The 20,428-nt window shown below is 72.3% G+C and carries 16 protein-coding genes; 10 read left to right on the top strand and 6 right to left on the bottom strand.

Going from position 1 to position 20,428, the window contains the following annotated elements:
- Positions 1-2 precede the first annotated feature (2 nt).
- Positions 3-1,337 (top strand): CpaE/TadZ family protein, encoded by a 1,335-nt coding sequence (locus NCI01_RS13245; RefSeq protein ID WP_254181955.1) that lies wholly within the window; start codon positions 3-5, stop codon positions 1,335-1,337.
- 45 nt (positions 1,338-1,382) lie between these two features.
- Entirely contained in the window at positions 1,383-2,240 is an 858-nt protein-coding gene (locus NCI01_RS13240; RefSeq protein WP_254181954.1) for a calcium-binding protein, read from the top strand.
- 12 nt (positions 2,241-2,252) lie between these two features.
- On the opposite strand, the gene NCI01_RS13235 is transcribed toward NCI01_RS13240, so the two are convergent.
- Together NCI01_RS13235 and NCI01_RS13230 are read right to left on the bottom strand one after the other, a co-directional pair.
- On the bottom strand, positions 2,253-3,596 hold the full coding sequence (locus tag NCI01_RS13235) for a hypothetical protein (RefSeq protein ID WP_254181953.1): 1,344 nt from the start codon (positions 3,594-3,596) through the stop codon (positions 2,253-2,255).
- Complete coding sequence (locus tag NCI01_RS13230) at positions 3,593-4,042, bottom strand: hypothetical protein (RefSeq protein ID WP_254181952.1); 450 nt, start codon at positions 4,040-4,042, stop codon at positions 3,593-3,595. The genes NCI01_RS13235 and NCI01_RS13230 overlap by 4 nt, the downstream gene beginning before the upstream one ends.
- Before the next feature lie 112 nt (positions 4,043-4,154).
- Between NCI01_RS13230 and NCI01_RS13225 the strand changes: the two genes are divergently transcribed.
- The 4 genes from NCI01_RS13225 to NCI01_RS13210 are packed head-to-tail and all read left to right on the top strand — an operon-like array spanning position 4,155 to position 7,915.
- Complete coding sequence (locus NCI01_RS13225) at positions 4,155-5,621, top strand: WS/DGAT/MGAT family O-acyltransferase (protein ID WP_254181951.1); 1,467 nt, start codon at positions 4,155-4,157, stop codon at positions 5,619-5,621.
- Positions 5,618-5,971, top strand: coding sequence for a DUF6912 family protein (locus tag NCI01_RS13220; RefSeq protein ID WP_254181950.1), 354 nt, complete (start codon positions 5,618-5,620; stop codon positions 5,969-5,971). The genes NCI01_RS13225 and NCI01_RS13220 overlap by 4 nt, the downstream gene beginning before the upstream one ends.
- Before the next feature lie 32 nt (positions 5,972-6,003).
- Positions 6,004-7,632 carry an L-glutamate gamma-semialdehyde dehydrogenase gene (gene pruA, locus NCI01_RS13215; protein WP_254181949.1) on the top strand — a complete coding sequence of 543 codons (1,629 nt, stop codon included), beginning with the start codon at positions 6,004-6,006 and terminating at the stop codon, positions 7,630-7,632.
- Between the two features lie 37 nt (positions 7,633-7,669).
- Positions 7,670-7,915, top strand: coding sequence for a hypothetical protein (locus NCI01_RS13210; protein ID WP_254181948.1), 246 nt, complete (start codon positions 7,670-7,672; stop codon positions 7,913-7,915).
- 22 nt (positions 7,916-7,937) lie between these two features.
- Here NCI01_RS13210 and NCI01_RS13205 read toward each other — a convergent pair whose 3' ends face one another.
- Entirely contained in the window at positions 7,938-8,405 is a 468-nt protein-coding gene (locus NCI01_RS13205) for a DUF2505 domain-containing protein (protein WP_254181947.1), read from the bottom strand.
- Positions 8,406-8,478: 73 nt separating this feature from the next.
- On the opposite strand from NCI01_RS13205, the gene NCI01_RS13200 reads away from it, so the two are divergent.
- Positions 8,479-13,368: an NAD-glutamate dehydrogenase gene (locus tag NCI01_RS13200; protein ID WP_254181946.1), complete on the top strand. Its 4,890-nt coding sequence runs from the start codon at positions 8,479-8,481 to the stop codon at positions 13,366-13,368.
- Positions 13,369-13,387: 19 nt separating this feature from the next.
- Here NCI01_RS13200 and NCI01_RS13195 read toward each other — a convergent pair whose 3' ends face one another.
- Positions 13,388-14,158, bottom strand: a complete 771-nt coding sequence (locus NCI01_RS13195; RefSeq protein ID WP_254181945.1) for a sulfite exporter TauE/SafE family protein — start codon at positions 14,156-14,158, stop codon at positions 13,388-13,390.
- Positions 14,155-14,862 carry a FadR/GntR family transcriptional regulator gene (locus NCI01_RS13190; protein ID WP_254181944.1) on the bottom strand — a complete coding sequence of 236 codons (708 nt, stop codon included), beginning with the start codon at positions 14,860-14,862 and terminating at the stop codon, positions 14,155-14,157. Before NCI01_RS13190 ends, NCI01_RS13195 begins: the two co-directional genes overlap by 4 nt.
- Positions 14,863-14,981: 119 nt before the next feature.
- Here NCI01_RS13190 and NCI01_RS13185 point away from each other — a divergent pair, with 119 nt between their 5' ends.
- The 3 genes from NCI01_RS13185 to NCI01_RS13175 all read left to right on the top strand — a co-directional run bounded on the left by NCI01_RS13185 (position 14,982) and on the right by NCI01_RS13175 (position 19,151).
- On the top strand, positions 14,982-16,352 hold the full coding sequence (locus NCI01_RS13185) for an SLC13 family permease (protein WP_254181943.1): 1,371 nt from the start codon (positions 14,982-14,984) through the stop codon (positions 16,350-16,352).
- Positions 16,353-16,357: 5 nt separating this feature from the next.
- Positions 16,358-17,632 carry a CaiB/BaiF CoA transferase family protein gene (locus NCI01_RS13180; protein WP_254181942.1) on the top strand — a complete coding sequence of 425 codons (1,275 nt, stop codon included), beginning with the start codon at positions 16,358-16,360 and terminating at the stop codon, positions 17,630-17,632.
- Positions 17,633-17,693: 61 nt separating this feature from the next.
- On the top strand, positions 17,694-19,151 hold the full coding sequence (locus NCI01_RS13175; RefSeq protein WP_254181941.1) for a carboxyl transferase domain-containing protein: 1,458 nt from the start codon (positions 17,694-17,696) through the stop codon (positions 19,149-19,151).
- A 228-nt stretch (positions 19,152-19,379) separates the two neighbouring features.
- Here NCI01_RS13175 and ku read toward each other — a convergent pair whose 3' ends face one another.
- Positions 19,380-20,351, bottom strand: a complete 972-nt coding sequence (gene ku, locus NCI01_RS13170) for a non-homologous end joining protein Ku (RefSeq protein WP_254181940.1) — start codon at positions 20,349-20,351, stop codon at positions 19,380-19,382.
- Positions 20,352-20,428 lie beyond the last annotated feature (77 nt).

Raw genomic sequence — 20,428 nt, 5'->3', positions numbered from 1 at the left:
CCGTGATCTGCGTGCTGCTCCTGGCCGCGGGCGAGGCGTGGGAGTCGCCCGCGATGGCCGACCTGGAGGCCCACCCCGGGGTGGTCGTGCTCAAGCGGTGCGTCGACGTCGACGACCTGCTCGCTGCGGTCGCCACCGGGCAGGCCGACGTCGCGGTGGTCTCCCTCGACGCCCCCGGCCTCGACCCGGCCAGCGTCGCCCACCTGCGACGTCATGCCGTGCGACCCGTCGCGGTCACCTCGGCGCTGCCGGAGGACCTCGACGCGCGCGAGCACGCCGCACGTCTCGGCATCACCGCGCTCGTCGGCCGAGGTGAGCTGGCCTCCCTTCCCCGGGTCGTCACGTCCGTCGAGGACGTCGCCGACACCCGCGTGCGGAGCGACGTGCCGGGGGGCGACGACGCTCCGGCCGTGGATCCCGCGGCGGAGGTGGGCCGGCTCGTGGTCGTCTGGGGACCGGCCGGCGCCCCGGGCCGCACGACGGTCGCGACCAACCTGGCGTGGGAGCTCGCCCGTCGCGACGTGGCGGTGGTCCTGGCCGACCTCGACCCCTACGGCGGCGCCGTCGCGCAGCAGCTCGGCATCCTCGACGAGGTGTCCGGGCTGCTGTCGGCCTCGCGCCTGGCGTCCGCCGGACAGCTGGACGACCGGTTCCCCTCGGTGTGCCGGGGCGCGGGCGACCGCCTGGCCGTGGTCACCGGGCTGCCCCGCCCCGACCGGTGGCGCGAGGTCCGGGCGGCGCAGGTCGACCAGCTGCTCGAGCGCTCCCGTCGTCACGGCCAGGTCGTCGTCGACACGGGCTTCAGCATCGAGGACGACACCGGCTCCGACGTCGGCGGCCGGCCCGGGCGCAACGCGCTGACGCTGGCCGCCGTGGAGCAGGCCGACGAGGTCGTGGTCGTGGGAGCGGCGGACCCGGTGGGCCTGACGCGGCTCGCCCGGGGGCTGGTCGACCTGCGCGAGCGCGCCGCCGGCACGCCCGTGCGCGTCGTGGTCAACCGGATGCGGCCCTCGATCGGGTGGTCGGAGAAGGAGATCGCCGGGATGGTCGAGGGCTTCAGCCGGGTCGCCGGCCTGCACTTCCTGCCCGAGGACCGGTCCGGCCTCGACCGGGCGCTGGTGAGCGGGCGTCCGGTCACCGACCTCGGCGACTCTCCGCTGGTCGACGCCCTGGCCTCGTTGGTGGACGCGGTGTTCCCGGACCACGCCGACGGCGGCGGCCAGGTGTCGGTCCGGGCCCGACTGCGGCGCGACCGGACGGCCCGGGGCGCGGGCGGAGACCGCCGCGCCACGCGTGAAGTCAGGCAAGTCAAGAGGTCAAAATTCAGAAAACCGTAAAGATTTGACGTACTTTGAGGGCTGATCTCTCGAGGAGGCCCTCCCATGCCACGTCCCTTTCGCCTGGCCACTGTCGCCAGCCTGGCTGTCGTCCTGACGGCCGCTCCCGCGTCGGCCAAGCTCTTCCAGGGCACGACCGGCGACGACACCATCAAGGGCAAGAACCGCGCCGACAAGATCATGGCGATCGGCGGCCAGGACGAGGTCACCGCCCGCGGCGGCAACGACAAGGTCTACGCCGGCAACGGGCACGACACCGTGAGCGGTGACGACGGTGACGACTGGATCACCCTCCAGCCCGGCAACGACTGGGGCTCGGGCGGGCTCGGCAACGACTCGGTCGACGGGGGCCAGGGCGACGACGTGATCTACGGCGGCGAGGGCAACGACAAGCTCACCGCCGGCGACGGCGACGACCTCGTGCACGGCGAGGGCGGCAACGACCTCGTCGGCGGCGGCGAGGGTGCCGACAAGCTCTTCGGCGGTGACGGCTCGGACAAGCACATCGGCAACAACGGCGACGACTGGATCGACGCCGGCCCCGGCGACGACGGCGCGATCCAGGGCGGTCCCGGCAACGACGTGCTGATCGACGGCGAGGGCAACGACGTCAAGATCAAGGGCGACGAGGGTGACGACACGGTCTTCCTCGGCCCCGGCGCCGACAAGGTCTTCACCGAGCAGGGCAACGACACGATCTACGTCCTCCCCGACGGCCAGCAGGACAAGATCCACTGCGACGACCCGACGCTGGGCGACGTCGGCAACGCCGACCGCGTGGTCTTCGTCGGCTGGCGAGACCCCGCCGACGTGATCGACTACCGCGGCTCGTGCGAGTCCGTCGAGGTCACCGACGTGCTGCCGGCCGGCTGGCCCTACGGCGCGATCCCGCCCCAGGGCTGAGGCCGGCGCGGCTCAGGCCGCGAACAGCAGGTAGAGGCCACCCACGGTGAAGCCGACCATCGCGACCAGCAGCGGCAGCTGACCGGTGAGCTGGTGGCGGCGGGGCAGAAGCTTGACCGCGCGGTCGTGGGCGGCCACCACGCCCACCACGTGCCCGAGCGTGACGGCGGCGACCTTGCTCACGGCGAGGAACGTCGGGTGAGTCGAGAGCCAGTAGTTGACCTGCAGGTCGGCCGTGCCGAGGAAGTCGTCGCCCCGGCTGAACGGATCGCTGAGCTGGATGACGGTCTGCTGGCCGTACTCGACGAAGTAGGTCAGGTAGTGGGCCACGATGTAGCCCACGATGATCGGCACCACCGAGTGCGCGAACTGGTTGGGCAGCTCCCGCCGCGGGGTGTCGCTGGCGACGCCCGTCGCCATGGTGGCCACCGCCAGCACCAGCGCCACGCCGGCCGAGAACGCGATGAGCGCGAGGGTGTCGGGCCACACGCGTGAGGTCGACATCGACTGCACGAGCTTGAGCCAGGGCGTCGACTCCCGGAAGGAGTCGAAGGCGGTGCTGCCGAAGAGCACGCCGACCACCGCCACCAGTCCCGGCCGGGGGACGACGGTGTCGAGGTTGGCGAGCGGGCTGCGCAGGACGAGCGCACCGTCGCGGCGACCCCAGACCGACAGCTTCGCGACGAGCGAGGAGTAGACCTCGAACGGGTCGGCGCGGGCGAGGAACGTCGTACCCCACATTGCCGAGCCGATGAGCATGATGCCGAGGTAGGCCGCGAACCAGAGCCGCACCGGGCCGACGTCGGTTGAGGAGGGATAGACGAGCTCGAGCCAGACGAAGGCGAACAGCCCGATCGCGGCCGGCCAGTAGCCCAGCCGGGCGGGGTAGGTGTAGAGGCCCTGGCCCTCGGGCACGCCGGAGATCCTGGCGAACAGCATGCTGATGGTGCGCGCGGGGCTGATCGCCCGGAAGACGGGCCCGAGCAGCAGCGACGCGGGGACGAGGCCGACCCACAGCAGCACGTAGACCGTGCCGAGGAACGGGTTGATCAGGGTGTCCTCGCCGAACACCGCCGCTGCGGCGACGTAGAGGAAGAAGACCATGCCGAGCACGCGCGCCGAGACGGCCAGGGCGCGGGAGGACACCAGGCGGTCGAGCCAGGCCGGCGCCGGGCGGCCGCTGGTGGCTGCGTCGTAGCGAGGCTCGCGCCAGGCCACCGCCAGCACCGTGAAGGAGACGACCAGCGCGGCGACGGCGCCGGCGATCGCGAGCTCGGACGGGATCGGCAGGTCCTTCGCGCCGCCGAGGCCGTGGGCCGAGATCGAGCCGCCGACGGTGGCGGGACCGAGGATCACCGGACTTCGAGCTGCAGCAGGATCACGTCGGGGTCGTGGCTCTCCACCTCGACGACACCCGGCCGGTCGATGACGATCTTGTGCTCGGACGTCCCCGCCTCGTAGGCGATCTCCCGCTCGGGGGTGCTGTGCACGTGGAGCTCGCCGGCCTCGTCGGCCTCGATGGTGAGGACCAGGGCCTGGTCGACCCCGAGCTCCACCCGCTCGCCGTTGGGCGTGAACGAGCCGCCCTCACGGGTGACGGTCACCGCGACGGTGTCGGCGGCGTCGCTGGACTCGGTTGGGGTGTCGGACGGCGTGTCGGCGGAGGTGTCGGACGGGGTGTCGGACGCGGTGTCGGACGAGGTGGACGTCTGGTCGGCGTCGCCGTCTCCACCGCACGCCGTCAGCGAGGCGGCCAGGACGAGCACGACAGGGGCGAGGCGCGTGAGGACGCGACCGGACACAGGAGATCTCCTTCGACAGCTGCACGGGCAGGCAGCGACCGCGGCACCCGCCGCATCACTGCCTCTGCCAGAATCCCATGCGGGACAAGATCATCGACGAGAGGGCAGCTGCATGAGCGACCGGCTACGGCCGCGGGACCTGGCCATCCTGGCCGCCGAGTCCCCCACGACGCCCATGCACAACGCCACGGTGGAGATCTTCGACCCGGGGGAGTCCGGCTTCGACCACGACCGGCTGGTCCAGCTGATCGCCGACCGGATCGCGTTCGTGCCGCGCTACCGCCAGCGCCTGCAGTCGGTGCCGGGGCGGCTGGCCAACCCGTCGTGGGTGGACGACGAGGGCTTCGACCTCGGCTACCACGTACGCCGCTCGGCGCTGCCGCGACCGGGCTCGATCGACCAGCTCCGCGAGCTCGTCGCGCGCATCGCGTCGCGCCCGCTCGACCGCACCCGCCCGCTCTGGGAGTGCTACTTCGTCGAGGGCCTCGAGCACGGGCGCGTGGCGCTGCTGACCAAGAGCCACCAGATCCTCGTCGACGGCCGCGAGACCGTCGACATCGGCCAGGTGCTCCTCGACACGTCCCCGGACAGCTCGACCCTCGGGCACGACGACGACTGGCATCCGAGCCGTCCGGCCGGCCCGGTCACGGCCGCGCTCCACGCGGTGACCGACAACCTGGAGAGCCCCCGCACGCTCTGGATGACCACGCGGTCCAACGCCGAGTCGCTCGCTCGCGCGGCCTCTGCCTCGGGGGCCCGCGTGGCCGAGGTGGCCAACGCCCTCGCCGGCCGCGGCCCCGTCCACTCCACGCCGGTCCACCGCCGCCTCTCGCAGCAGCGCCGGTTCGTGACCGTGCGCACCGACCTCTCCGACTACCGGGTGATCCGGGAGGTGCACGGCGGCACGGTCAACGACGTCATCCTGGCCACCCTCGCCGGCGGCTTCCGCGGCTGGCTGATGGCTCGCGCCGAGTCGCTGGGCGGGCTGAAGACCATCAAGGCCATCGTGCCGATGTCGGTCATCGACGACGAGCTGGAGCCGACGTCGCTCGGCACGCAGATCACCGGCCACCTCGTGAACCTGCCGATCGGCGAGCCCAGTCCTGTCGTCCGGCTCCACCAGGTCAGCTATGACCTGCGGGCGCACCGCGACAACGGCCGCAACGTCTCGGCCCGCCGGCTCTCGGGGATCGCCGGCTTCGCGCCGACGACGTTCCACGCGCTGGGGGCGCGCCTCGCCACGGCGGAGCTTCGCCGCGGCTTCCACGTCTCGATCACCAACGTGCCGGGCCCGCAGTTCCCGCTCTACGCCGACGGCGCCCGGATGCTCGAGTCCTACCCCGTCCACCCGCTGCTCCCCGACCACCCGCTGGCGATCGGCGTGACGTCCTACGACGGCCGTGTGTTCTACGGCATCACGGCCGACCGCGACGCCGTACCGGACGCGGACGTCCTGGGCCAGTGCGTCCTCGATGCGCTGGAGGAGCTCAAGGACTCGGCGTCCGAGACCCGGCCGCGCGCCCCGCGCGGACGCAAGGAGGCCGCCGGCAAGAAGGCCGCCGGGAAGGAGGAGAAGTGACGCGACGCTACCTGCCCTCGACGTTGCCGCGACTGGCCGAGGACTGGGCCGCCGACGGTCCGCGGGTCGTCGACGCGGTCCTGGCCGCCGACGACGGCGAGGAGAGCGAGTACGCCGCCCTGATGAGCGCCGCGGACGCCTCGGCCGAGCTGGTGGCGGCGCTCCCCGACGGTGCGCGGCGGCGGGTCGTCGTGGTCGCCGAGACCTCCACCGCCGACGCGCCGGTCCGCTGGCGCGACGTCGTCGCGGTGCACGTCGACACCGAGGACGACGCCGACGCCGACGACGACCTCGCCTGGTGGGCCACCCAGGAGGTGGGCGACCTCGTCGCCCAGGATCCGGCACTTTGAGGCGCGCCTGCGGGTCTGACACGATCACCCGCATGGACGCCATCACCTTCCCGCCGGCTCCCACCAACGAGCCCAACCTGACCTACGCGCCCGGCGCCCCGGAGCGCGAGGCACTGGTCACCGAGCTGGCCCGCCTCGAGGGCGAGCAGCGCACCTTCCACGCCGTCATCGGCGGTGAGCACCGCGAGGGTGGCGGCGCCGAGACCCAGGTCGTCCAGCCCCACGACCACCAGCACGTGCTGGGCACGTTGCGGGGCGCGACCACCAAGGACACCGAGGACGCCATCGCCGCCGCGGCGGCGGCTGCGCCGGGCTGGCAGGCGATGCCCTTCGACGAGAAGTGCGCGATCATCCTCAAGGCCGCCGACCTGCTGGCCGGCCCGTGGCGCCAGCGCCTCAACGCAGCGACCATGCTGGGCCAGTCCAAGACGGCCTTCCAGGCCGAGATCGACGCCGCGTGCGAGCTGATCGACTTCTGGCGGTTCAACGTCCACTACGCCAAGCAGATCCTCACCGACCAGCCGATCGCCAACAGCCCCGGCATCTGGAACCGCACCGACCACCGCCCGCTCGAGGGCTTCGTCTACGCGATCACGCCGTTCAACTTCACCGCGATCGCGGGCAACCTGCCCACCGCGCCTGCGCTGATGGGCAACACCGTGCTGTGGAAGCCGTCGCCGACCCAGCAGCTGGCCGCGTCGCTGACGATGGAGCTGCTCGAGGAGGCCGGCATGCCGCCCGGCGTCATCAACATGCTCCCCGGCGACGGCCTCGACGTGTCCAAGGTCGCGCTGGCCCACCGCGACCTGGCCGGCATCCACTTCACCGGCTCGACCCCGACGTTCCAGCACCTGTGGCGCACGGTGGGGGAGAACATCACCGGCTACCGCGCCTACCCGCGCATCGTCGGCGAGACCGGTGGCAAGGACTTCATCGTCGCCCACCCCTCGGCCGACCCCGACGTGCTGCGCGTGGCGATGATCCGCGGCTCCTTCGAGTTCCAGGGCCAGAAGTGCTCGGCGGCCTCGCGCGCCTACGTGCCGCGCTCGGTGTGGGCCAAGATCAAGGACCAGCTCATCGCTGACACCGAGGCGCTGAGCATGGGTGATGTCACCGACCTGTCGCACTTCATGGGCGCCGTGATCGACGACCGGGCCTTCGCCAAGCACCGCAAGGCGATCGCCCGCGTCGAGGGCACCGACCACCTCACCCTGCTCGCCGGCGGCCAGACCGACGACTCGGTCGGCTACTTCGTGCGGCCCACGATCGTGGAGTCGACCGACCCGACGGACCAGATGTTCTCCGAGGAGTACTTCGGCCCGATCCTGGCCGTCCACGTCTACGACGACGCCGACTTCGAGTCGGTGGTGGCGCAGATGGAGTCCTTCGCGCCGTACGCCCTCACCGGGGCGATCATCGCGCAGGACCGCGCCGCGATCGCGTGGGCGCGCAAGACGCTGCGCTTCGCGGCCGGCAACTTCTACATCAACGACAAGCCGACCGGCGCTGTCGTCGGCCAGCAGCCCTTCGGCGGCGGCCGCGCCTCGGGCACCAACGACAAGGCCGGCGCGGCGGTCAACCTGCTGCGCTGGACCTCGCCGCGCTCGATCAAGGAGACCTTCGTGCCTCCGACCGACCACCGCTACCCGCACCAGGGCTGACCACCGCGGTCCCGCCGAGATGGGGGAGGATGGGGGCGTGCCCGTCCCCGTCCTCCCGCTCCGCGCCCTGTGGCACATGGGGTCCCTCCATCCCTACGAGCAGGCGCTGACGCTGCTGCTGGCGTTCGGACCGTTCGTGGTGCTGGGCCTGGTCATCTGGCGGCGCCGCGGCGAGGACGCCACGGAGGTGTCGCGCGAGGCCGCCCGGGAGCCGGGCGCCGACGTCCCCGTTCCCCCGGGCGACGGGCCCCAGCCGGAGGCAAAGGCCGACCCCGCTCCGTGAGCCTCGAGGTCGCGAGGCGGGGTCAGCGGGTGAGCCACTCCTGGCCCACGCGGTGCTCGACGTCGAGCGCGTGACCCAGCAGCTCGACGATCATCGACTCGACCTTGCCGCCGACCAGGGGCAGCCGGACGCTGACGGCCAGCTCGACCGTCTGCGTCGTCCGGCCTCCCGCCTCGGTGAGCCCGATCGTGCCGGACGCCTCGCCGGGCTTGCCGGGGATGGCGATCGCCAGGTCGGCCGTGGTCGCCGAGGTCCACGTCTCGGTCTGGACGATGACGATCTCGTCGCCCACGAAGGAGCGCGCGAACGACGGGACGTCGCCGGCCGAGCGCACCTGCTCGATGCGCACCACGTCGCCGTCCACGTCCGCCGAGCCGCGTACGACGCGCTGCTGGCGCAGGACCTCCTCGCGGAACGCGGCGTCGTCGAGCATGGCCCCGACGGCGTCGGTGGAGGCGTCGTAGGTCAGCGTCTTGGTGAGCTTCTTCATGGCGCTCATCATGGCCCAACGGTGCCCGCACCCCCGTGTTGTGGCCGTCACACCCGGGTTCTAGGGTCGGAGCGTGGCGACGCCTGAGGAGACCAAGCACCAGCAGCTCGACGCAGCAGCGGCGGCCCGACCGGAGTGGGGCGACCTGGTGCGCGACTACTACCGCCACGTCGCACCCGACGAGGTGGCCGAGCGGTCACCGGAGGACCTGCTGGGCGCGGTGGCCTCGCACCGCGAGCTCGCGTCCTCGCGCCCGCAGGGCACCGCCGCCGTACGCGTCGTGACCCCCACCATCGCCGACTCCGGCTGGTCGGCGTCGGGCCGTTCGGTCGTCGAGGTGGTCACCGACGACATGCCGTTCCTCGTCGACTCGGTGACGATGGAGCTCAACCGGCTCGGGCACAACGTCCACGCGGTCTTCCACCCCCAGCTCACCGTCGAGCGCGACATCACCGGCGAGCTCCAGCACGTGCACGCCCAGGAGCCGACCGGTGGTGGCCGGGCCGCCATCGAGTCCGAGACCCGGCCCGCCACCCAGGAGGGTGCGGAGTCGTGGATGCACGTCGAGATCGACCGCACCGACGACGACGAGGCGGCCGAGATCACCGAGGGCCTCCAGCGGGTGCTTCGCGACGTACGTGAGTCGGTCGAGGACTGGGAGAAGATGCACGCCCAGGCCCTCGCCGTGGTGGCCGAGCTCGACCAGGACCCGCCGCCGCTGTCCGCCGAGGAGCTGCGCCAGGGGCGCGACTTCCTGACGTGGCTCGCCGACGACCACTTCACCTTCCTCGGCTACCGGGAGTACCTGCTCGAGGCCGAGGAGGGCGCCCCTGACGAGTGCGGGCTGCGCGCCGTCCCGGGGTCGGGCCTGGGCATCCTGCGCCACGACCAGGACCTGTCGGCGTCCTTCGCCAAGCTGCCGCCGCTGGTCAAGGCCAAGGCCCGCGAGAAGAAGCTGCTCGTGCTCGCCAAGGCAAACTCGCGCGCCACGGTGCACCGCCCGGCCTACCTCGACTACGTCGGCGTCAAGACGTTCGGCCCCGACGGTGAGGTGGTGGGGGAGCGCCGCTTCCTCGGCCTGTTCTCCAGCGCCGCCTACACCGAGTCGGTGACCCGCATCCCGGTGCTGCGCGAGAAGGTCACCGAGGTCATGCGCCACGCGGGCTTCGACCCGCGCAGCCACGCCGGCAAGGCGCTGATGGACACGCTCGAGAACTACCCGCGCGACGAGCTGTTCCACACCTCGCCCGACGAGCTGGCCCCCGTCGCGCAGGACGTGATGAGCGCCCGCGAGCGCCGCCAGCTGCGGGCCTTCGTGCGCCGCGACACCTACGGCCGCTACGTGTCGGTCCTCGTCTACCTCCCGCGCGACCGCTACAGCACCGCGGTCCGCGAGCGGTTCTCCGACATCCTGCGCGACCAGCTCGGCGGGGAGCACGTCGAGTTCACCGCCCGGGTCAACGAGTCGACGACCGCCCGGGTGCACTTCGTGGTCCACCCGCCCAAGGGCGGCCACGTCCCCGAGATCGACGTCGCCGACCTCGAGCGCCGGCTGATGGAGGCCTCGCGGTCGTGGCGCGACGACTTCGTGACGGCCGTCGTGGGGGAGTACGGCGTCGACGAGGGGTCGCGGCTCGCGCGGGCGTGGGCCAACGCGTTCCCCGAGGCCTACAAGGAGGACTACCAGCCCCAGCGCGGGTCGGCCGACCTCGGTCGCATCGAGGCCATCGAGGGCGACGAAGGCATCGACCTCGCGCTCTTCGACCAGGACGAGCCGCGCGGCACCTACCGCCGTGCCGAGTCGCGCCTCAAGGTGTTCCGGGTCGGTGAGCCGCTGTCGCTGAGCGCGATGCTGCCGATGCTCACCTCGATGGGCGTCGAGGTCGTCGACGAGCGCCCCTACGAGCTGAGCGGGCTCGCGCGCCCCTCCTACATCTACGAGTTCGGCCTGCGCCACGGCCGGACGCTCTCGCCGCAGGAGCGGACCCTGTTCGCCGAGGCGCTCCGCGCGGTCTGGGACGGCTACAACGAGATCGACGGCTTCAACCAGCTCGTCCTCGCCGCCGGCCTGACGTGGCGACAGGCCACGGTGCTGCGGGCCTACGCGAAGTACCTCAAGCAGGGCAACTCGCCCTTCGCGCTCGACTACATCGAGGGCGCGCTGCGCAGCAACGTCGACATCACCCGGCTGCTCGTCGAGCTGTTCGAGTCGCGCTTCGACCCGGGTCGGGGCGACCGGTCGCTGGAGCACGACGCCGAGGCGCGGGTGGCCAAGGTGGAGGCGGTCGAGGAGCGACTGGCCAAGGCGCTCGACGACGTGGTCAGCCTCGACCACGACCGCATCCTGCGCTCCTACCGCACCCTGGTCCGCGCGACGCTGCGCACCAACTTCTTCCAGCGCTCGGCCGACGGCCAGGTGCACCCCTACATCTCGTTCAAGCTCGAGCCGTCGGCCATCCCCGACCTGCCCGAGCCCCGCCCGCGCTTCGAGATCTTCGTCTACAGCCCGCGCGTCGAGGGGTCGCACCTGCGCTTCGGCGCCGTCGCCCGCGGCGGCCTGCGCTGGTCGGACCGGCGCGACGACTTCCGCACCGAGGTGCTGGGCCTGGTCAAGGCGCAGATGGTCAAGAACACCGTGATCGTGCCGGTCGGCGCGAAGGGCGCGTTCTTCTGCAAGCAGCTGCCCGACCCGTCGGACCGCGACGCGTGGCTGGCCGAGGGAGTGGCCTGCTACAAGACCTTCATCTCTGGCCTCCTCGACATCACCGACAACCTCGTCGACGGCGTCACGGTGCCGGCGCGCGAGGTCGTCCGGCACGACGGTGACGACTCCTACCTCGTCGTGGCGGCCGACAAGGGCACCGCGACCTTCTCCGACATCGCCAACGGCGTGGCCAAGGACTACGGCTTCTGGCTCGGCGACGCGTTCGCCTCCGGTGGCTCGGTCGGCTACGACCACAAGGCGATGGGCATCACCGCCAAGGGTGCGTGGGTCTCGGTGCAGCGGCACTTCCGCGAGATGGGCGTCGACTGCCAGGCCGAGGACTTCACGGCGGTCGGCATCGGCGACATGTCCGGCGACGTCTTCGGCAACGGCCTGCTTTGCTCCGAGCACACCCGGCTGGTGGCGGCCTTCGACCACCGCGACATCTTCATCGACCCATCGCCCGACGCCGCGTCGTCCTACGCCGAGCGGCGCCGGCTCTTCGACCTGCCGCGGTCGAGCTGGAAGGACTACGACACCTCGCTGATTTCCGAGGGCGGCGGCGTGTGGCCGCGCTCGGCCAAGTCCATCCCCATCTCGGCGCAGGCGCGCGAGGTCCTCGGCATCCCCGCCGGCACCACGGCGATGACCCCCGCCGAGCTGATGAAGGCGATCCTGCTCGCACCGGTCGACCTGCTCTGGAACGGCGGCATCGGCACCTACGTGAAGTCGGCGGAGGAGACCAACGCCGACGCCGGCGACAAGGCCAACGACGCGATCCGCGTCAACGGCGAGGACCTGCGGGTCAGGTGCGTCGGCGAGGGCGGCAACCTCGGGTTCACGCAGCTCGGGCGGGTGGAGTACGCCCGGTTCGGCGCCCGCGGCGACGGTGGCCGGATCAACACCGACTTCATCGACAACTCGGCCGGCGTCGACACCTCCGACCACGAGGTCAACATCAAGATCCTCCTGGACCGCGTCGTGCGCTCGGGTGCGATGACCGAGGCGGCGCGCAACGAGCTCCTCGCGGACATGACCGAGGAGGTCGGCCAGCTCGTCCTGCGCGACAACTACGAGCAGAACCTCGCGCTCGCCAACGCGCAGGCCCACGCCCCGTCGCTGCTGCACGTGCACGAGGACTGGATGCGCGCGCTGGAGAAGCGCGGCGTGCTCAACCGCGAGCTGGAGGGCCTGCCCAGCACCCGGCAGGTACGACGCCGCCTGGACCGCAAGCAGGCGCTGTCGGCGCCCGAGCTGTCGGTGCTGCTGGCGTGGACCAAGATCGTGCTGGCCGAGGAGCTCGTCGAGTCCGACCTGCCCGACGACCCCTACCTGCGCGAGGACCTGCTCGCCTACTTCCCCAGCCGCATGAAGCCCGACCTCGAGGCGGCCATCGAGGACCACCCGCTGCGGCGCGAGATCATCGTGACGCAGGTGGTCAACGACCTGGTCAACGGCGCCGGGATGACCTTCTGGCCGCGCCTGCAGGGCGAGACCGGGGCCAGCCCCGCCGACCTGACCCGGGCCAACTTCGTGGCCCGCGAGATCTTCGGCTCGCTGCCGCTGCGCCAGGAGATCGCCGCCCTCGACAACCAGGTGCCGGCCGAGCGCCAGACCCGCATGCGGATCGAGATGCGGACGCTCGTCGAGCGCGCGTCGCGCTGGCTGGTCACCAACCGGCGGCCCCCGCTCGACTCGAGCGCCACGGTCGAGTTCTTCCGCGGCCGCGTGCAGGCGGTCATGGCCGAGCTGCCGGGGATCATGAGCGGCCGCGAGCTCGACGACTACCGCTCGCGCGAGAAGCGCCTCACCGACCAGGGCGTCCCGGACGACCTGGCCTCGCGCGTCGCGGTGCTGGCGCCCGCCTACGCCCTGCTCGGCATCGTCGAGACCGCCGACCGGCTCGGCCTCGACCCGGTCGAGGTGGCCCGGGTCCACTTCGCCCTCGGCGAGCGGCTGGGGCTGCCGGCCCTCGTCGAACGGATCTTCGCCCTGCCCCGCGACGACCGCTGGCAGACGATGGCCCGGGCCGCCGTGCGCGACGACCTCTACGGCGTCCACCAGCAGCTGACCGCCCAGGTGCTCGAGTCGACCGACGCCGCCGACTCCGCGCCCGCCCGGGTGGCCGCCTGGGAGGACGCCGACGAGGACCTGGTGGCCCGCTCGGCGTCGACGCTGGAGGAGATCTGCCGCGAGGAGAGCGCGGAGCTGGCCCGGCTGTCCGTCGGCCTGCGGGTGGTGCGCGGCCTGCTGTCCTGACGTCGTACGACGTCTCGGCTCAGAAGAGCAGGACCGCGGCCACGACGCCCGCGGCGACGACCGCCCACCGGAAGGCCGCGTCGGGGAGCTTGCGACCGATGCGGGCGCCGACGTAGCCGCCCACCAGCGATCCGGCGGCGAGCAGCACCACGACGTCCCAGCGCGGGTCGGCCACGACGATGAAGATCAGGCCGGCGACGACGTTGCCCACCATGAGCGACAGCGTCTTGAGGCCGTTGACGATGCGCAGCTCGAGGTCGGTGCCGATGCCGAGGACGGCCACCATCATCACGCCCGCGCCGGCACCGAAGTAGCCGCCGTAGACCCCGGTGATCGTGGCGAAGGCCGTGGTGGCTGGCGACATGTGCCGGCGCTCCGCCATCGCGACGCCGTGCCGGGTCTCGTGGCGCGCCCGGAGCCAGGCCGCGATGCGGGGCTGCACGCCGACCAGCAGGCACGTGAAGAGGATGAGGTAGGGGACGATCGTCTCGAAGACACCGGGGGGAAGGCCGAGCAGCAGGGCCGCCCCGAGCATCGCCCCCAGCGCACAGACGAGCACGATCGTGCGGGCGATGGGGCCGGCCTCGCGCACCTCGGCGCGGTAGCCCAGGACGCCGCCCATCCCGCCGGGGATCAGGCCGAGGGTGTTGGACACGTTGGCCACGACCGGCGGCAGGCCGAGCGCGACCAGCACGGGGAAGCTGAGGAGCGACGCCACCCCGACGGTGGAGGAGAGCACGCCGGCGCCCAGCCCGGTGGCGAGCACCAGGAGCGCCTCGAGTGCTGTCACTGCGCCTCGCGGATGAGGGCGACGTCGCTGACCATCGCGACATGGGCGTGCATCGCCTCGGCCGCCGCCGCGGGGTCGCCGGCGCGGATCGCCTCGGCGATCGCGCGGTGCCCGGCCAGGGAGTCCTGCGGACGCCCGGGCTGCCCGAGCGACTCCAGCCGGGTCTCCTTGATGAGGTCACCGATCTCGTCCATCAGCCGGGCGAGCAGGAGGGAGTGGGAGGCGGCGGTCACGGCGCCGTGGAAGCGCTCGTCGCCCTCCACGCCGCGCCCGCCGGCCTCGATGTCGGCGGCCATGGAGGCGAGGGCGTCGTCGATGCGGGCGAGGTCGTCGTCGGTGCGGCGCACGGCGGCGAGCGCGGCGATCTTGGTCTCCAGCGCGTCGCGGGTCTCGATGATCTCCGGCAGCCGGTCGGCGTGGCTGCGGATCGCCTCCACGATGCGGCTCGACGTCTGGTGGCGGGCGGTGACGACCGTCCCGTCGCCGTGGCGGACCTCGACCACGCCGACCACCTCGAGCGCCACCAGCGCCTGGCTGAGCGTGGCGCGGCTGACGCCGAGGCGCTGGGCGAGCTCGCGCTCCGGCGGCAGCTTGTCGCCCGCGCGCAGGCCGTTGTCGTCGATCCACGTCGAGATCTGCCCGGCCACCTGCTCGTAGAGACGCGTGCGGAGCAGCCGCGGCGGGAAGGAGGACGACTCGGACATGGATCCACCCTATTGACGTTCGTTTCATTGTCCTATTGGCTAGGCCACTGAGCCAGCATTGTGACGAGGGCCACCCCCCGGGGCCCGCTGTGCGGCCTCGACTCGGAAGGCAACGACTTATGGGTCCGGAATGGATCGCGATCATCGCGCTGGTCGCCCTCTTCGTGGTCGGCACGCTGCTGCCGATCAACATGGGCGCGCTGGCCTACGTGGCGGCGTGGCTCGTGGGCATGTACTCGCTCGGCCTCGACGAGAAGGAGATCCTCGCCGGCATCAGCGCCGACCTGGTGCTCACCCTGATCGGCGTCACCTACCTCTTCGCCATCGCCCGGCAGAACGGCACGGTCGACCTCATCGTGCGTACGGCGGTGTCGTCCGTCGGCGGCCGGGTGGCCCTGATCCCGTGGGTGATGTTCGCGGTCACCGCGGTCATCACCGCGATCGGCGCGGCCAGCCCCGCGGCGTGCGCGATCATCGGCCCCATCGCGCTCGGCTTCGCGGGTCGCTACGGCATCAGCCCGCTGATGATGGGCATGTTCGTCGTGCACGGCGCCCAGGCCGGCGGCTTCTCGCCGATCTCGATCTACGGCACGATCACCAACTCCGTCATGGAGGACGCCGGGCTCGGCACCAGCGAGATGACGATCTTCCTCTCCAGCCTGCTGGTCAACACCCTCATGGCCGCGATCCTCTTCGTCGCCCTCGGCGGCCGCAGGCTGCTGTCCCTCCGCATGTCCGAGGAGGGCGAGCTCGTCACGGTCGGTGCCGGGTCCGGCACCACCGCGACGTCCTCCCGCAGCTCCGCCCACCCGGACCGCTCCGACCGTCGCTCCGCCACCGGCGCCACCCCGACGACCGGCACCCCCAACCCGGCGGGCACCGAGGACGCCGGCAGCACCAAGGAGCACGTGCTGACGCTGCTCGCCTTCCTGTCCGTCGCGGTCGTGGCGCTCGCCTTCGACAAGAACATCGGCTTCGCCGCCATCACCGCCGCCGTGCTGCTGTCGATGCTGACCCCGAAGGCCTACAAGGACACCGTCAAGCAGATCGCCTGGCCCACCGTGCTCCTCGTCGCGGGCGTCAGCACCTACGCGACCATCCTGACGACGGCCGGCTCGCCGGAGTTCGTCGGGAAGTGGGCCGCGGGCCTCGGCGCAGCGGCCATCGGCGCGCTGATCCTCTGCTACGTCGGCGGCGTGGTCTCCGCCTTCGCCTCCTCGACCGCGCTGCTGCCCGTGATCATCCCGATCGCGATCCCGCTGGTCGCCGAGGGCGGCCTGTCCGCAGGCCTCTTCGTCGCCGCGCTCGCGGTCAGCTCCACCATCGTCGACGTCAGCCCCTTCAGCACCAACGGTGCGCTGATGCTGGCCAACCGGCCGGACACCATCGACGAGAACACCTACTACAAGCAGATCCTCGGCTACGCCGCGATCGTGACCCTCGTCGGCCCGCTGCTCGTCTGGGCCGCCCTCGTCCTCCCCGGATGGTGACCCCCATGACCGACCAGACCGACCTGACCGACCAGACCGACCAGACCGACCTGACCGACCAGGCCGACCAGACCGACCTGACCGACCAGGCCGACCGGGCCCCGCGCACCGGGCCGCTCAGCGACCTGCTCGTCGTCGACCTCACCCGCGCCCTCGCCGGGCCGCACGCCACCCAGATGCTGGGCGACCTCGGCGCCCGCGTGGTCAAGGTGGAGGCGCCCGGCAGCGGCGACGACACCCGCGGCTGGGGGCCGCCGTTCGTCGGCGAGCCCGACGCGCGCCAGTCGACGTACTTCCTGTGCACCAACCGCAACAAGGAGTCGATCGCCCTCGACCTCAAGGACGCGGCGGACAAGGACGTCCTCGTCGGCCTCGTCGAGCGTGCCGACGTGCTCGTCGAGAACTTCCGGACCGGCGTCCTCGAGCGCCTCGGCCTCGGCATCGAGGAGCTGATGCGGCGCAACCCGCGCCTCGTCGTCCTCTCCATCACCGGCTTCGGCCACGACGGCCCCGAGGGCGGCCGCGCGGGCTACGACCAGATCGCCCAGGGCGAGGCCGGCCTGATGTCGCTGACGGGCTCGGGTCCCGACGACCCGCAGCGGGTCGGCGTACCGATCGCGGACCTGTTGTCGGGGATGTACGGCGCCTACGGGATCCTCGCCGCGCTCCACGAGCGCGACGTCACCGGCAGGGGGCAGGTCGTGCGTACGTCGCTGCTGGCGTCCGTCGTCGGCGTGCACGCCTTCCAGGGCACGCGCTGGACCGTCGCCGGCGAGGTCGGCCGTGCGCAGGGCAACCACCACCCGTCGATCGCCCCCTACGGCCTGTTCCGCTGCCGCGACGGCGCGGTGCAGATCGCGCTGGGCAGCGAGGGCCTGTGGCGGAAGTTCTGCGCGGGCTTCGGGCTCGACCCCGACACCGAGGGCATGGCCACCAACGGTGAGCGCGTCGCGCGCCGCGAGGACGTCATCGCGCTGGTCGAGCAGGCCTTCGCCGACTGGGACGCCGAGCCGCTGCTGGCCCGGCTCGCCGAGGTCGGCGTGCCGGCCGGCAAGGTGCGCACGCTCGACGAGGTCTACGAGTGGGACCAGGTCGCCAGCCAGGGCCTGCTGGTCGACGTCGAGCACCCGTCGCTCGGCGCCCTGACGCTGCCCGGTCCGCCGCTGCGGTTCTTCGACGCCGAGGGCACCGAGGTGACCCGTCGCGACCACGTGGCGCCGCCGCTGCTCGACCAGCACGCCGACGAGATCCGCGCCTGGGTCGGCGGGGGCGGCGCGTGAACACACCCCACGACGTTCTTCTCCTCCGCTGCGCTCCCCCGAACAACGCTCCGGTGGCCCCGTGACGCAGCAGACGAAGCGCTGGACCGCCCACGAGCTGCTCGACCTGGTGCTCGACGAGGGCACCTTCACCTCGTGGGACGAGCCCGTCGACCTGTCCTACGCCGACGCGGGCTACCGCGCCGAGCTCGAGGCCGCCGCCGCGAAGGCGGGCACCGACGAGTCCGTGCTCACCGGCCGCGGCGAGGTCCGCGGCCGGCCGGTCGCGGTCGTGGTCAACGAGTTCCGCTTCCTTGCCGGCTCGATCGGCCGCGCCGCCGCCGACCGGATCACCGCGGCCGTGCGCCGCGCGACGGCCGAGGGGCTGCCCCTGCTCGCCAGCACCGCGTCGGGAGGCACCCGGATGCAGGAGGGCACGCCGGCCTTCGTGCGCATGGTCGAGATCTCCCGCGCCCTGATGGACCACCGGGCCGCCGGCCTGCCCTACCTCGTCCACCTGCGCCACCCGACCACCGGCGGCGTGTACGCGTCGTGGGGCTCGCTCGGCCACGTGACCGTCGCCGAGCCCGGGGCGCTGGTGGGCTTCCTCGGACCCAAGGTCTACGAGGGTCTCAACGGGCGTCCGTTCCGCCCCGGCGTGCAGGTCGCTGAGAACCTCGCCGCCGCGGGCGTCATCGACGGCGTCGTCGCCGCCGAGGACCTCCCGGCCATGGTCGACAGCGCCCTGGCCGTGCTCGTCGACCCGCCCGGCCCCGGCCGGCTGCCGATCCGCGCGGCGCGCCCGATCGGCGACCACCCCGCCTGGGACAGCGTCGAGCGCACCCGTCGTACGGACCGGGTCGGCGTGCGCGATCTCCTCGCCCACGGTGCAGCGGGCACACTCCAGCTGCGCGGCACCGACGAGGGCGAGCGCGACTCGACCGTGCTCGTCGCGCTGACCCGCCTCGACGACCAGCCGTGCGTCGTCATCGGGCAGGACCGCTCCCGCCAGGTGCCCGGGCATGCGATGGGACCCGGCGCGCTGCGCGAGGCGCGGCGCGGGATGCGGCTGGCCGAGGAGCTCGGGCTGCCGCTGGTCAGCGTCATCGACACCCCGGGCGCCGAGCTCTCGCCCGAGGCGGAGGAGCGCGCCATCGCCGGTGAGATCGCCCGCTGCATCGCGACCCTGACCACCATGACCGTGCCCACCGTGTCGGTGATCCTCGGGCAGGGCTGCGGGGGAGGGGCGCTGGCGTTCCTGCCCGCCCGGACGGTCATCGCCACCGAGCACGCCTGGCTCTCCCCGCTCCCGCCCGAGGGCGCGAGCCTCATCGTGCACGGCGACACCGCCCACGCCGCCGAGATGGCCACGCGCCAGCGGGTGCGCGCTGCCGACCTCCTCGCCGACCGCGTCGTCCAGCACGTGGTGCCAGAGATCGACGGGGAGTCACCGCGCGACCTCGCCGTCGCGGTCGCGGCCGAGGTGGGCGCGCGCCTGCGCGAGCTCGGCGGTCGTACGCCGGTGGCGCACGCGTCCTGACGCGCGGTCGCGGCGGTCTCGCGCGCCCGCGCTGCCGGGGAGCGGTGAGTGACGCGGGTTCTGAGCCCGGCAAACCCGCCTCACGCACCGCCCGCGCGCTCGGTCGAGGGTCAGCGGTGGGTGAGGCGGGTTCTGCACGCGCAGAACCCGCCTCACCCACCGCTGGTGGTGTGTCGGGCGCGTGCTCGAGCGGTGGGTCAGCCACCGCTTGGTGGGGTCAACGGGGGCTCAGCTGGCTTTCTTGGCCTGCTTCTTCGCAGCCGTCTTCTTGGTCGCGGTCTTCTTGGCCGTCGACTTCTTGGCGGCGGTCTTCTTCGCCGGGGCCTTCTTGGCAGTCGACTTCTTGGCCGCCGTCTTCTTCGCCGGCTTCTCGTCCTCGGCCGCGTCGTCGGAGTCGTCCGACGAGTCGGCCTCGCCGCGAGCGGTCTTGGCCGCGGCCACCGACTTCTGCAGGGCGGCGAGCAGGTCGACCACCTCGCCGGAGGTCTTGGTCGAGGTCTCGGTGCGCTTGATCTCGCCGCCCTCGATCTTGGACTTCACGAGCGCCTCGACGGCGCCGGCGTAGTCGTCCTCGAACTCGGTCGCGTCGAAGTCGCCGGCGAGGGTCTCGACGAGCATGTGCGCCATCTTGACCTCCTGCGGCTTGGCGTCGTCGACCTCGACCTTGAAGTCGGGCACGCGCACCTCGTCGGGCCACATCATCGTCTGCAGCACGATGACCTCGCCCGCCTCGGTCTCGCGCACGCGCAGGACCGCGATGGTGGTGCGCTGGCGCAGCGCCACGGTCACCACGGCCATCCGGTCGGCGTCCTTGAGGGCCTGGCGCAGCAGGGCGTAGGGCTTGGCGCCGGCGCCCTCGGGCTCGAGGTAGTAGGACTTCTCGAAGAGCAGCGGGTCGATCTGCTCGCGCGGCACGAACTTCTCCACCGCGATCTCGCGCGACGACGTCGACGGCAGCTCGGCCATGTCGTCGTCGGTGAGGATGACCATCTCGCCGTCCTCGGTCTCGTAGCCCTTGGCGATGTCGGCGTAGGCCACCTCCTCCCCGTCGAGGGAGCAGACCCGCTGGTACTTGATCCGGCCGCCGTCCTTGGCGTGCACCTGCCGGAACGACACGTCGTGGCTCTCCGTGGCGGCATAGAGCTTGACCGGGACACTGACCAGGCCGAAGGAGACGGCACCCTTCCAGATCGCGCGCATGGGCCGACGATAGCCGCCACCGCCGACGGTCGTCTCCCCTCAGAGGGTGCCGCAGGCGCGCGCCGACGGATGCCAGA

This window comes from Nocardioides pinisoli (genome assembly GCF_024199985.1).
Taxonomy (GTDB): domain Bacteria; phylum Actinomycetota; class Actinomycetes; order Propionibacteriales; family Nocardioidaceae; genus Nocardioides; species Nocardioides pinisoli.
Note: the sequence above shows the minus strand (reverse complement) of the source record. Positions and strands in the feature narration are given on the sequence as shown.

What these genes read in the sequence shown, in the direction of transcription:
- NCI01_RS13240 (WP_254181954.1), top strand. Translation starts at nt 1,383, where the DNA reads ATGCCACGTCCCTTTCGCCTGGCCACTGTCGCCAGCCTGGCTGTCGTC.
- NCI01_RS13225 (WP_254181951.1), top strand. Translation starts at nt 4,155, where the DNA reads ATGAGCGACCGGCTACGGCCGCGGGACCTGGCCATCCTGGCCGCCGAG.
- pruA (WP_254181949.1), top strand. Translation starts at nt 6,004, where the DNA reads ATGGACGCCATCACCTTCCCGCCGGCTCCCACCAACGAGCCCAACCTG.
- NCI01_RS13205 (WP_254181947.1), bottom strand. Translation starts at nt 8,405, where the DNA reads ATGAAGAAGCTCACCAAGACGCTGACCTACGACGCCTCCACCGACGCC.
- NCI01_RS13190 (WP_254181944.1), bottom strand. Translation starts at nt 14,862, where the DNA reads ATGTCCGAGTCGTCCTCCTTCCCGCCGCGGCTGCTCCGCACGCGTCTC.
- NCI01_RS13185 (WP_254181943.1), top strand. Translation starts at nt 14,982, where the DNA reads ATGGGTCCGGAATGGATCGCGATCATCGCGCTGGTCGCCCTCTTCGTG.
- NCI01_RS13180 (WP_254181942.1), top strand. Translation starts at nt 16,358, where the DNA reads ATGACCGACCAGACCGACCTGACCGACCAGACCGACCAGACCGACCTG.
- ku (WP_254181940.1), bottom strand. Translation starts at nt 20,351, where the DNA reads ATGCGCGCGATCTGGAAGGGTGCCGTCTCCTTCGGCCTGGTCAGTGTC.